Origin of the sequence: Vibrio penaeicida (assembly GCF_019977755.1) — a bacterium.
GTDB classification, from domain to species: Bacteria; Pseudomonadota; Gammaproteobacteria; order Enterobacterales; family Vibrionaceae; genus Vibrio; species Vibrio penaeicida.
In genome coordinates, this window is the sequence record NZ_AP025144.1 from 683,257 (window position 1) to 695,456 (window position 12,200).

Consider the following 12,200-nt stretch of genomic DNA (forward strand, 5'->3'; position numbering starts at 1 on the left):
TAAGGCTTTATATTTTTCAATATGACCATTTTTTAACTTAATGGACTGACATTGGGTTGTTGTACGACATATTGACAAAAAAGCGCTAAATACACGATTAGACAGCCAGATTCATTTGGATGTAAAGTTCAAATGTGATCTTTTTATTGGTTATGACTGATAAAGAGTACATAGATGAAAAATTGGAAGTATTTCGAATAGGCTACGAATAAGCCCTAGACTATGTGACATCAAACTCAGCAGTTGACCTTACTGCAAGGTGTTTGATAAGGAGAAAATATGGCGATGTTGTCCGGCGCAGAGATGATTGTGCAATCTCTAATTGAAGAGCAAGTTGAACAAATCTTCGGTTACCCAGGTGGTTCCGTACTCGATATTTACGATGCTCTGCATGCAAAAACTGAACAAATCAAACACGTATTAGTACGACATGAGCAAGCCGCCACGCATATGGCTGATGGTTATACTCGGTCTACCGGTAAACCCGGTGTGGTACTGGTATGTTCTGGTCCTGGTGCTACCAATACCGTGACAGGTATTGCGACAGCATACATGGACTCTATCCCAATGATCGTTATCTCAGGTAATGTACCAAACAACCTGATAGGAAATGATGCCTTTCAGGAGTGCGACATTGTTGGTGTTTCTCGTCCCATCGTAAAACACAGCTTTCTAGTGAAGAAAGCAGAAGATATCCCAGAAACCATCAAGAAAGCATTTTACATTGCAACAACTGGGCGACCTGGTCCAGTGGTTATTGACCTGCCGAAAGATGTTCTGAATCCTCAAATCAAGCTTCCGTATAGCTACCCAAAAACAATAGGAATGCGTTCCTACAAGCCAACGACTTCTGGTCATAAAGGGCAAATCAAGAAGGCTCTTAAAGCACTATTAGAGGCTAAGAAACCAGTCCTTTACATTGGCGGTGGTGCGGTTATTTCTGAAGCGCATGAGCATATATTTAAGCTGACTGAGGCATTGAATTTACCTGTCGTTAGTACGCTAATGGGGCTGGGCGCGTTTCCGGGTACACACAAGAATGCACTCGGTATGCTAGGAATGCATGGGCATTATGAAGCCAATATGGCGATGCACAATGCTGATTTAATTTTTGGTGTAGGGGTACGCTTTGATGATCGTACGACCAACAACCTTGAGAAATATTGTCCCAACGCCAAAATAATGCACATTGATATCGACCCGTCGTCTATCTCTAAAAATGTGAAAGTAGATTTACCCATTGTAGGTTCAGCAGAGAAAGTGCTGGAAACCATGGTTAAATTACTTGTTGAACAAGATAAATTCAATGATGAAGCTGCGTTAGAGCAATGGTGGAGCGAGATTAAAGTATGGCAAGACAAAAACTGTCTTGCCTATGAAAAGTCACCAGAATGCATCAAGCCACAAGAGGTAATTGAAACTCTGCATAAGCTTACAAATGGGGATGCCTTTGTAGCGTCGGATGTTGGTCAGCATCAAATGTTTGCAGCGCTTTACTATCCGTTTAATAAGCCACGTCGCTGGATCAATTCCGGTGGTTTGGGAACCATGGGCTTTGGTCTGCCTGCTGGAATGGGAGTGAAATTTGCCAATCCGGATGAAGAAGTCGTCGTGGTAACGGGTGATGGTAGTATTCAGATGAATATCCAAGAGCTTTCTACAGCGCTTCAATACGGCATTCCAGTCAAAATTATTAACCTAAATAACCGATTCCTTGGCATGGTTAAGCAGTGGCAAGACATCATTTATCAAGGTCGTCATTCTAACTCCTATATGAGTTCTGTTCCCGATTTTGCAGCAATCGCAGAGGCTTATGGTCACGTTGGTATTCGTATCTCTTCTCCAGGCGAACTGGAGTCAGGCTTGCAAAAAGCACTGGATATGAAAGACCGATTGGTATTTGTCGACATCAGTGTCGATGAGACTGAGCATGTATACCCAATGCAAATTAAAGGCGAGGGTATGGATAAGATGTGGCTAAGCAAGACGGAGAGAACTTAATATGAGACATATACTTTCACTACTACTGGAAAACCAGCCGGGTGCTTTGTCTCGAGTTGTGGGATTGTTTTCTCAGCGCGGGTACAACATTGAATCGCTAACGGTTTCGCCTACAGATGATGAGACGTTATCTCGTTTGAACATCACGACCACTTCAAGTGAAATGCAATTGGAACAAATTCAAAAGCAATTGCACAAATTAATCGATGTTCTTAAGGTGCAAGAGGTTACTGACCTTGAACACGTAGAAAGAGAGCTCATGCTAATTAAGGTGAAAGCCGACGGTTTTGCACGTGCAGAAGTTAAACGAACTGCGGATATCTTTCGGGGGCAAATCGTCGATGTCACTGCCTCTCAGTACACGGTTCAGATGGCAGGAACAAGTGAGAAATTAGATGCATTTATCAACGCGTTGACGGAAGTAACGGAAGTTATTGAAGTCGCTCGAAGCGGTGTTGTCGGAATTGCGCGAGGCAAGCATTCGCTGAAAGCGTAACCAATTGTATCTTTGAGGCAAGCCACTTCTTTAGAGAAGTGGCTTTTTTGTTATATTGCACCTTCTAAAGGTGGTCTGATCTCATAACTTTTTATTGTTTGTATAAAAATCAAGCGGATCTAACCTGTTTATAGAGTTTGGTTATATACTTGCAGACAGCGTATTTTCGTTTCGTCGTGTAATGATTCGGTTATTGGTTTTTGAGGTCATCTGTGAAAGTAAAAAATCTTGTTATTTACATTGCTCTCACATGCCTCATTCTGTCTTCTGGCGCCGCGCTTATGTACCACAAGCGATACAATCAATTAGTGGATCAACATATCGATCAGTTGATTAGCCAATCCCAGCACCAGATGGCTTTTTCTGAGCGAGAACTCAATGAGATAGAGGTTCAGCTGCGTGCGACTATGGAACTTCTACGGGGTAATCGTTTTTTATACGACTATGTCGAATATCCTATTCAAAGTCGACGAGTGTTGGTTGAAGAGCTATGGATGTCGATAGCATCAAGCCAGCAATGGTTTAAAAGCATCTATTACATGGATAACAAAGGAAAGGAATCTATCGCCGTTGATTTTTCTTTCCAAACAAGTAGTGCTCAGGCTAGACATCATTTAGCAGATCATCAAAACACTCCGCTCTTTCAATTCTCAGAGTCCTTAAACGCCAACGATATTGCCAGTTATGGATTAACGATCCGAGCTATGGAGCATGTCGAAGAATCCAGTTTCAGCCCAGTTCTTGAAATTGTCACCCCTATTTACTCTTTAGGGGAACGTACTGGCTATCTAGTTTTCGTATTGGATGTTTGGTTTTTGATGTCAGTGATCGAATATTCACCCAGTTCGCAACTAATGCCAGAAGTCGTCACCAAAGATGGGGACTATTTAGTGAGTAAAGATCGTCAGAAACTTTTTGGCTTTCTAATACCTGAAAGACAGAAATACAATCTTGCGGTGACTCATCCAGAAGCTTGGCAGAAAATAAAGAACAGTAGACGTGGCCACGCCATTGAGGATGGCAACCTATTGGTTTTCTACCAAGTCGAATTCTTTAAAGAAGGTGAAGTTAAGCTGCTTATAGAAGTGAAACAAGAGCAACTTGAAGCAGGCATTAAGCTGCAAACGTCCAATTTAATGAAGCAGTTTACTTATGTATTGGTATGGATTTTCTTATTTGCCATTCCGACTGCGTATTTTATTTACCTGTATAAGAAGCGTAACTTAGAAAGTAAGTTAGCCATTGCAGCTTTGCATGGCATGTCGGCGGTAATCATTGCGGATAAACGTCATCGCATTATTCAAGTGAATACAGAGTTTGAGAATTTGTCGGGCTTTACAAATAATGAGCTGGTTGGGCGAAACGCCCTCAAATTGTTATGTGGCAAACACAGTAATGATCAGATCATTGAAATAGCGGAAGGGCTGAAAGACTTTGGGTTTTGGGAAGGAGAATTAGAGAATAACAAATCCTGCGGTGATATTTTTATTAGCCTAACTCGAATTCAATCGATTGATTCTGAAAACGCTCGTTCGAAATATTACATTCTTTCGCTGTTTGATATTACTGAACGCAAACACCTTGAAGAGCAGTTACGTCAGCTGAGTGAGAAAGATGCGCTCACTGGGTGTTGGAATCGAAGGAAGTTTGATCAAGAGTTGTTTAAACAAACTCGGTTGGTCGAGCGCTACTCTTCCCCATCTTGTTTGGTATTAGTGGATATCGATCATTTCAAACGCGTAAACGATCAGTTTGGTCATGATGAGGGTGATAGGGTTATCCAAAGTGTTGCTAATTCTATGGAAGGGCAATTAAGAGAAACAGACTTTTTAGCTCGAATTGGTGGTGAAGAATTTGCCATTATTTTACCGAATACACAGGTTGAACAAGCAGAAGTACTGATGAACCGACTCAGAGTCTCTATAGAGCTGGAACCGTCTAACCGAGTAACCGTGAGTGCAGGCGTAACAGATGTGTGCAGCGATACAAAACGTTCTTATAAATGTGCGGATATCGCACTGTACGAATCAAAAACTCAGGGGCGGAATAAGGTATCAGTGTGTTTGAGTAACGATGAAATTGCTTAACAAAGCGAAATCGAAACATAAGAAATTTGAGTGAAAAACAAATAAAAACGCTGAGCCATGGCTCAGCGTTTTTTTTAAAAGAGGGGTTATTCTTCTTTAGGCAAAACGGATTCAATTTTGCGTTGGGTATTGTCCAAGTGCTTGTCCATAACTTGAAGCGCTTGTGCTTCATTTTTGGCTAGAACCAGTTTCATCAAGCTTTCATGCTCGTCAATGTTAATGAAGGTATTTGACTCAAATTTATCTGAGTTTAATGCAACATAACGGTAACGCTTTAATTGATTATCGAGCTCAAGGAAAAAACCATACATGGTATGGGCGTCAGAGCCTTCTAATAATGCAGTATGGAAGCGTTGGTGGCGCTCTTCCCATTCTGAATTGTCGAATGCATTTTCCGTGTGTTGAATACGGGAAAGTTTATGGAATGCAGAGAGTACTTCCAATTCCCAATTTTCGTCACCTTGTTGGATTGCCTTTTTAAGCAAATGAGCCGACGCAATTTTCATACTTTCAAATAAATCAGACAGTTCACTTTTAGTTACTGAAGAAACCCAGCAACCTTTTTGTGGTTCAAGTCGGACATATTTCTTCCAAGAAAGCTGAACTAATGCTTCACGAATAGGTGAAGCTCCTACTGCATATTTGTCCTTGAGTTCTGCTACAACTAGTTTTTGACCAGGGATTAGAACGCCATTTAAGATATCTTGGCGAATCATTTTTGACACTTTGTCAGTCAGAGTGGGGCTAGACACGATATCCTCATTAGTACTTCAATTGCATATTTATTGTAGTAGGCTTTCGCACTGAGCTCACATTAAAATGTGTCTCACTTTTAACCACATACAGTTCAGTATGTTGAATAATACGCCATGCGGATTACTGGGGCAAGCTTGTTTCATAAAAAAAGAGGGCTTAAGCCCTCTTTTTATCAGATGTTAACTGTTTGATCTTACAGAACGTGTACCGATGCTGTGTTTGTTGTGCCAGATGCAACTAATGCACCTGATACCATAACAACGATGTCACCTTTTTTACCAAGACCGGATTCAAGCGCTAGCTCTTTACCGCGTACATAAAATGCATCTGTGTTGCTGATTTCTTCAACAACGACTGGTGTAACACCTTTAGTTAGAACAAGCTGAGCAGCAGTCTTTGTGTTTGTTGTTAGAGCAAGGATGTTCGCCGTAGGGAAGTACTTACGTACTGAACGAGCAGATTTACCGCCTTGCGTTGCAACAACAATAAGTGGCGCTGCTAGTTTTTCAGCTGTGTCTACTGCGCCTTTACATACTGCTTCAGTGATACGAAGACGAGGGCTGTCTAAGCGAGAACCTAGCTCAGCTTCTAGTGCTGAATCTGTACGGTTCGCGATTTGAGCCATGATCGTTACTGCTTCTACAGGGTATTTACCTTTTGCAGTTTCGCCAGAAAGCATAACGGCATCAGTACCGTCCATTACTGCGTTGGCAACATCACCAGCTTCCGCACGTGTTGGACGTGGGTTGTTGATCATAGAATCAAGCATTTGAGTGGCAGTGATAACCATCTTACGAGCACGGTTACACTTTTCGATCATCATTTTCTGAGCGAAGATAACTTCTTCTGCAGGAATTTCTACACCTAGATCGCCACGAGCTACCATGATGCCATCAGAAAGCTCAAGGATTTCGTCGAAGTTATCAACACCTTCTTGGTTTTCGATCTTAGAGATGATGTGGATGTATTCGCCGCCGTTTGCGTTTAGAAGCTCACGGATTTCACGAACGTCTTCTGCTTTACGAATAAAAGAAGCCGCAACGAAATCGACACCTTGCTCACAACCAAACTTAAGATCGGCTTTGTCTTTTTCAGATAGAGCAGGAAGTTTCACAGAAACGCCAGGAAGGTTAACACCTTTGTTTTCACCTAGTGCACCGTTGTTAAGCACTTTACACTTAACTTCAGTTTCAGTAGTTGCGATAACTTCCATTTCGATTAGACCGTCGTCTACAAGAATAGTGTTACCAGCTGTCAGGTCATTAGCGAAACCTGCGTAAGTTACTGCAACTTTATCTTTGTTGCCAACAACTGTTGCGTCTGTAGTGAAAGTGAATTCTTGACCAGCTACTAGATCAACGTCGTCGCCGTTCTCTAGTTTGATAGTACGAATTTCTGGACCTTTAGTATCGAGAAGAATCGCTAGCTGGTTACCAGTGTCTTTCATTACTTGACGGAAGTTAGCAATGCGGTTGCCGTGTTCTTCGAAGTCACCGTGAGAGAAATTCAGGCGCATTACATTCATGCCTGCATCAACGAGCTCGCGTAGCTTCTCTACTGGTTCAGTTTTAGGGCCAATCGTACAAACGATTTTGGTCTTTTTCATGGAAAATACTCTCCGGTACGTATAGTTGCAATTTTAATTTGGGTGAACCAAAGGAAACGCTCATAAGAAAGAAAATGACAACATTTTCGTAAGTCGTGACTTTCTGTAACTTTAGACGTCAACGCCCTCTGGTATCGCAAAATCTTTCAACAAGTTTAGTGTGTATCAGCCTAAACGATATTGATGTAAGTAAATTTTTGCCTATTTAAATCAGCCTAACTGAAATTGATTGCAAAAAAATAACGTGAATTTCTGTAATTTTTTTTCTTTTAGGGTGCGGATTCTACCACCGAATTTCGTAATTATCACGGGTCTGGGTTGTCTTAGAACAAGGTTTTGACGCAAATTGATTTATTTTTTGCTGTAAAAAAAATAGACAACTATGTTTCAAATCGACTATATTTCTTTCAAAGTGAAACTTTAACTATCGATTCGAAATGTCAAAGCGAAATACACAACTAAGAAGACACGCAATTTCCAAGCTTGTAGAAGAGTGTGGTGAGGTGAGTGTTGAAGAGCTATCTCATCAATTTGAAACCTCTGAAGTCACTATAAGAAAGGACTTGGCAACATTAGAGCAGAGCGGTCTATTACTTCGCCGATATGGTGGCGCGATCGCACTGCCAAAAGAAACGGTTCATGATGACTTTCAAAGTAAAGTTTCAGTTCGTAAGGTGAAATTGGCGCAAGCTGCCGCTAAGTTAATAAGAGATCACAATCGAATTGTTATCGATAGTGGGAGTACAACGGGGGCGTTAATTCAGCAATTAAATGAGAAAAAAGGGCTGGTTGTCATGACCAATTCACTTAATGTTGCGAATTCTCTTAATGAGCTGGAAAGTGAACCTACTTTATTGATGACTGGAGGGACTTGGGATACGCATTCTGAATCGTTTCAGGGGCAGGTCGCTGAATCTGTTTTACGCGCATATGACTTCGATCAGCTATTTATCGGTGCTGACGGCATTGATTTAGATCGAGGGACGACCAGTTTTAATGAATTACTGGGGCTGAGTAAAGTCATGGCTGATGTGTCTCGAGAAGTCATTGTGATGGTTGAATCTGAGAAGATTGGACGAAAAATACCGAATCTTGAGCTACCTTGGAAAGAGATAGATGTGCTTGTAACAGACGATCAGGTTAAGGCTGAGTCTGTTGCGATCATTGAATCTCATAACGTTAAAGTTATTCAAGTTAGCTAACTTGCTTGCTAGGTCGAGAGACCCAAAAAAATACAATTAGAAATCGGAGTTACTATGTGTGGAATTGTAGGCGCGGTTGCGCAACGCGATGTTGCTGAAATTTTGTTACAAGGATTACAACGACTAGAGTACCGAGGATACGATTCGGCTGGTGTTGCGGTTATCGATGCCAATTCGAATATTCAGCGTTTACGTAAAGTTGGTAAAGTTCAGAACTTAGCCGACAGCATAGACTTGACTGCGTTTTCAGGAGGTACAGGGCTGGCTCATACTCGTTGGGCGACTCACGGTGAACCCTCTGAAGCCAATGCACACCCACACATGTCCAACGAACGTATCGCGGTTGTGCACAACGGTATTATTGAAAACCACCAGATATTGCGCGAGAAGCTACAAGCGCAAGGGTATCCATTCCATTCTCAAACGGATACTGAAGTCATCGCGCATCTTGTTGATCTTGAATTGAAGCAAGCCAGTTCATTGATTGAAGCCGTTCAATCTGCTGTGAAGCAGTTAGAAGGGGCTTATGGAATGGTTGTTGTTGATCGAGAGCAACCGGAAAGATTAGTCGTTGCGCGTTCAGGCAGCCCACTGGTTATTGGGCTAGGGGTTGGAGAAAACTTTTTGGCTTCCGATCAATTGGCTTTGTTGAATGTGACACGGCGTTTTATCTTCCTTGAGGAAGGTGATGTCGCAGAAATTACACGTCGTGATGTAAATATTTTCGATGTAAACGGGGAATCGGTCGAGAGAGAAGCGAAAGAGTCTACGGTTGAGCAAGATGCGGCGGATAAAGGTCAATACCGCCATTACATGCAAAAAGAGATACATGAACAACCTGTGGTTCTCAAAGACACACTAGAAGGGCGAGTCACTGGTAACTCTATTCTTTTAGAATCGTTTGGCGCAAATAGCGCAGATATGTTTAACCAAGTTGAACATGTACAGATTGTCGCTTGTGGTACGTCATTTAATGCTGGCATGGTGGCGAAATATTGGTGTGAGTCATTGGCAAAAGTAAGTTGTGACATTGAAATTGCTTCTGAATTTCGATATCGCCCATTTGTTACTCGACCTAACAGCCTCCTCATTACCATCTCTCAATCAGGTGAAACCGCAGATACATTAGCGGCACTTCGCCTCGCAAAAGAGAAAGGTTACATGGCAGCAATGACGATCTGCAACGTGCCGGGTTCCTCTTTGGTTCGCGAATCTGATTTTGCTTTCATGACACGCGCAGGAGCAGAAGTTGGGGTCGCATCAACTAAGGCATTCACAACTCAGCTCGCATCATTACTGATGTTTGTTACCGCATTGGGTAAGCAAAAAGGGACGATAGATCTCGCTAAAGAAGCGGAGATCGTTAAATCTCTTAACGAATTGCCCGTTCAGCTGGAAAACGCACTAACAAGCAATGCGGTTATTGAATCGCTGGCGGAAGATTTTGCAGATAAGCATCATTCTTTATTTTTAGGTCGAGGTGAATTCTTCCCTATCGCTGTTGAAGCGGCACTAAAACTTAAAGAGATTTCCTACATTCACGCTGAAGCTTATGCCGCAGGGGAGCTGAAGCATGGTCCCCTTGCTCTGATTGATGCAGAAATGCCAGTTATTGTTGTAGCGCCAAGCAATGATTTACTTGAAAAAGTTAAATCCAACATCGAAGAGGTACGCGCGCGTGGTGGACAGCTTTATGTCTTTGCTGATGCGGAAGCGGGCTTTGAAGAAAGCGACGGACTGAAAATCGTGACCATGCCACATGTCGACGAGGTGATTGCACCCATTTTCTACACGGTGCCCATGCAGCTGTTGTCTTACCATGTTGCCTTGATTAAAGGGACAGATGTCGATCAGCCTCGTAACCTAGCGAAATCGGTGACGGTCGAATAACGGACTATGCCTTAAGAAAACAAAAGAGCCATCTTTAAACTGATGGCTCTTTTCGTATAATGCAGATTCTATAACTATTAGCTGCTAGTGATCTTTCTATATAAGGCGTCTTTTAGAAAAGCACGTTCACTTTTCATGCGGTGCATTTCATCGTCATCAATAGGAGCATTTCTGAGTTCTAACGTTCTAATCTCCTTATCTAGGGCGATATACTTTTTGTTCTCTTCCGCAAATTCAGCATCGGACTGCATCAGTTCTACAATTGTCGTTTCCAACTCAGGAAAATCGACGATTAAACTATGATCTTCTCCTAGCATATTTATCACCTCGTCATTTATGGTTGCACAATACTTTTCAAGGTCATACTTGAGTGGCTATTGATAGATTACCTCATACCTGAATCTCTGTTTTGAGTATGAAGGTAAAAATGACTCCTCGGCTTTTAAGCGTGCTCTAAACAAAAAAAGAACCGTCAATGCGGCTCTTTTCCTTTGTGTTTTTTAGGTTGGATTATCTTACTGTTGATCGGAATTGAGGTAAGCTTTCAGCGATATATCGGTCCATGCTCTCGCCTTCTTCAAATAGTCTGCTTGAGATTGAATAATTTCTTTTGCAAGCGCGTCTTTGTTGGCTTGCTCTTGCAGCAACTCATCAGTGGCGCTGAGCATGGCTTTAAGTACCGAAGGCGGGAAATCACGTACTTTGATGTCTGGGTATTCGCTTTTCATTGTTGCCCAGCTATTGGCGTTTGCATCCAATGCTTGGTTATACATATCGAAAGCGGTCACTCGGAATGCCGTTTCTAAAATAACCTGAAGATCTTTAGGTAGCTTATCCCACACTCTTTTATTCACTAGAAATTGGGTTTCACTTCCAGGCTCATGCCATGCTGAATAGTAGTAAGGGGCAATTTTCTGAAAACCCATACGTAAATCGAATGCCGGCCCGACCCATTCGAGCGCATCAATTGTGCCTCGTTCTAATGAAGTATAAAGCTCACCTGGTGCGATATTGGTTGGTTTTGCGCCAATTCGAGCCATCACCTCGCCTGCAAACCCTGGAATGCGGATCTTTAAGCCTTTTAGATCGTCGACGGAATTGATTTCTTTTTTAAACCAGCCACCCATTTGAATATCGGAATTGCCGCCGGGGAAAGAAAGCAAGTTATGAGGAGTGTAAACCTTTTGCATGAGCTCCATGCCTCCGCCTCGGTAAAACCATGCGTATTGCTCTGTAGACATCATGCCAAATGGCATAGAAGAGAAATACAATGTATTTGGCACTTTACCTTTCCAGTAATACGAGCTGGAATGACCCAGATCGTATTGACCTGATTTGACCATATCAAAAATGCCCAGGGGTGCTTTGTGCTTGTTTGCCGAGTCCACGCGAATATCGAGGCGACCATTGGACATTTCTTTTGCCAATTTCGCCATATTTTTAGTGGCGTCTCCAAGTATTGGGGTATTCGGTCCCCAAGTTTCAGCCAACTTTAATCGGTAGATCTTTTCAGCGGCACTTGCACTTAACGGTAAAGATATTGCGGCTAAGGCAATGAGCACTTTGGAGGCACACTGTTTTATTGTCATTGTTATTCATCCTGTTCCATGGTTTTTAGCCAGCATAAAGACAAATAATGAAAAATAAAAATAATGCGCTAGAGCTTTGATTAATTGATTATTCTTACGAATTCTGTTTGGTAAGGAGATAAAGGTAATTGTGCTAGAAAGGGTGGGGTATCAAGCCAGAATATCGTGCTTAATTAGTGCTTTATGTGGAATTTAAAGTGATATAAACATCACTTTTAAGGTAAGTTGCCCCTCAGGAAAATGAGAGGCACTGCATCAGTTTAGGCTAAAGTCGGGTTCATCCCCGGACAAGTACCTCTAAGGATGACATCTTCGAACGCGAGCTCATCGGCATCTGAAGGTGCTTTTAGAGTTACAAAGCTGCTAGCTGAAGCTGTAAACTCAAAAGCTCCGTCAACTTTACCCGCGGCGCACTGTGTCATCTCTTCTTGTGACAATTCTTCAATTTGTGACTCAACAAAATTTGAAAAAAATGGAGTGTTCTTACTCATGTTAAATTCCTTTTAGTTTTATAACTTACTGATTAATAGTCATAATCAGTGCGTATTTTTCTGTGAAAGCAAAAAAAAATAA

At 42.0% G+C, this 12,200-nt stretch carries 10 protein-coding genes; 5 read left to right on the forward strand and 5 right to left on the reverse strand.

Annotation, left to right across the window (positions count from 1 at the left end):
• Window positions 1–279 precede the first annotated feature (279 nt).
• From LDO37_RS03380 to LDO37_RS03390, 3 genes are all read left to right on the forward strand, one after another.
• Window positions 280–2,001 carry an acetolactate synthase 3 large subunit gene (locus LDO37_RS03380; RefSeq protein WP_126609135.1) on the forward strand — a complete coding sequence of 574 codons (1,722 nt, stop codon included), beginning with the start codon at window positions 280–282 and terminating at the stop codon, window positions 1,999–2,001.
• A 1-nt stretch (window position 2,002) separates the two neighbouring features.
• Window positions 2,003–2,497 (forward strand): acetolactate synthase small subunit, encoded by a 495-nt coding sequence (gene ilvN, locus LDO37_RS03385; RefSeq protein WP_101113318.1) that lies wholly within the window; start codon window positions 2,003–2,005, stop codon window positions 2,495–2,497.
• Window positions 2,498–2,709: 212 nt separating this feature from the next.
• Entirely contained in the window at window positions 2,710–4,584 is a 1,875-nt protein-coding gene (locus tag LDO37_RS03390; RefSeq protein ID WP_126609136.1) for a sensor domain-containing diguanylate cyclase, read from the forward strand.
• An 86-nt stretch (window positions 4,585–4,670) separates the two neighbouring features.
• Here LDO37_RS03390 and LDO37_RS03395 read toward each other — a convergent pair whose 3' ends face one another.
• Together LDO37_RS03395 and pykF are read right to left on the reverse strand one after the other, a co-directional pair.
• Window positions 4,671–5,336, reverse strand: a complete 666-nt coding sequence (locus LDO37_RS03395; protein ID WP_126609137.1) for a GntR family transcriptional regulator — start codon at window positions 5,334–5,336, stop codon at window positions 4,671–4,673.
• A gap of 197 nt (window positions 5,337–5,533) precedes the next feature.
• Window positions 5,534–6,946, reverse strand: a complete 1,413-nt coding sequence (pykF, locus tag LDO37_RS03400; protein WP_104399970.1) for a pyruvate kinase PykF — start codon at window positions 6,944–6,946, stop codon at window positions 5,534–5,536.
• A 437-nt stretch (window positions 6,947–7,383) separates the two neighbouring features.
• Between pykF and LDO37_RS03405 the strand changes: the two genes are divergently transcribed.
• Together LDO37_RS03405 and glmS are read left to right on the forward strand one after the other, a co-directional pair.
• Complete coding sequence (locus LDO37_RS03405) at window positions 7,384–8,148, forward strand: DeoR/GlpR family DNA-binding transcription regulator (protein WP_101113314.1); 765 nt, start codon at window positions 7,384–7,386, stop codon at window positions 8,146–8,148.
• A gap of 54 nt (window positions 8,149–8,202) precedes the next feature.
• Complete coding sequence (glmS, locus tag LDO37_RS03410) at window positions 8,203–10,038, forward strand: glutamine--fructose-6-phosphate transaminase (isomerizing) (RefSeq protein WP_126606752.1); 1,836 nt, start codon at window positions 8,203–8,205, stop codon at window positions 10,036–10,038.
• Between the two features lie 77 nt (window positions 10,039–10,115).
• On the opposite strand, the gene LDO37_RS03415 is transcribed toward glmS, so the two are convergent.
• The 3 genes from LDO37_RS03415 to LDO37_RS03425 all read right to left on the reverse strand — a co-directional run bounded on the left by LDO37_RS03415 (window position 10,116) and on the right by LDO37_RS03425 (window position 12,118).
• Window positions 10,116–10,355: a YdcH family protein gene (locus LDO37_RS03415; protein ID WP_126606753.1), complete on the reverse strand. Its 240-nt coding sequence runs from the start codon at window positions 10,353–10,355 to the stop codon at window positions 10,116–10,118.
• Between the two features lie 198 nt (window positions 10,356–10,553).
• Window positions 10,554–11,627: a TRAP transporter substrate-binding protein gene (locus LDO37_RS03420; protein WP_126606754.1), complete on the reverse strand. Its 1,074-nt coding sequence runs from the start codon at window positions 11,625–11,627 to the stop codon at window positions 10,554–10,556.
• 260 nt (window positions 11,628–11,887) lie between these two features.
• Entirely contained in the window at window positions 11,888–12,118 is a 231-nt protein-coding gene (locus LDO37_RS03425; RefSeq protein ID WP_104399964.1) for a microviridin/marinostatin family tricyclic proteinase inhibitor, read from the reverse strand.
• Window positions 12,119–12,200 lie beyond the last annotated feature (82 nt).

What these genes read in the sequence shown, in the direction of transcription:
- ilvN (WP_101113318.1), top strand. Translation starts at nt 2,003, where the DNA reads ATGAGACATATACTTTCACTACTACTGGAAAACCAGCCGGGTGCTTTG.
- pykF (WP_104399970.1), bottom strand. Translation starts at nt 6,946, where the DNA reads ATGAAAAAGACCAAAATCGTTTGTACGATTGGCCCTAAAACTGAACCA.
- LDO37_RS03420 (WP_126606754.1), bottom strand. Translation starts at nt 11,627, where the DNA reads ATGACAATAAAACAGTGTGCCTCCAAAGTGCTCATTGCCTTAGCCGCA.
- LDO37_RS03415 (WP_126606753.1), bottom strand. Translation starts at nt 10,355, where the DNA reads ATGCTAGGAGAAGATCATAGTTTAATCGTCGATTTTCCTGAGTTGGAA.
- LDO37_RS03380 (WP_126609135.1), top strand. Translation starts at nt 280, where the DNA reads ATGGCGATGTTGTCCGGCGCAGAGATGATTGTGCAATCTCTAATTGAA.
- LDO37_RS03405 (WP_101113314.1), top strand. Translation starts at nt 7,384, where the DNA reads ATGTCAAAGCGAAATACACAACTAAGAAGACACGCAATTTCCAAGCTT.
- glmS (WP_126606752.1), top strand. Translation starts at nt 8,203, where the DNA reads ATGTGTGGAATTGTAGGCGCGGTTGCGCAACGCGATGTTGCTGAAATT.
- LDO37_RS03425 (WP_104399964.1), bottom strand. Translation starts at nt 12,118, where the DNA reads ATGAGTAAGAACACTCCATTTTTTTCAAATTTTGTTGAGTCACAAATT.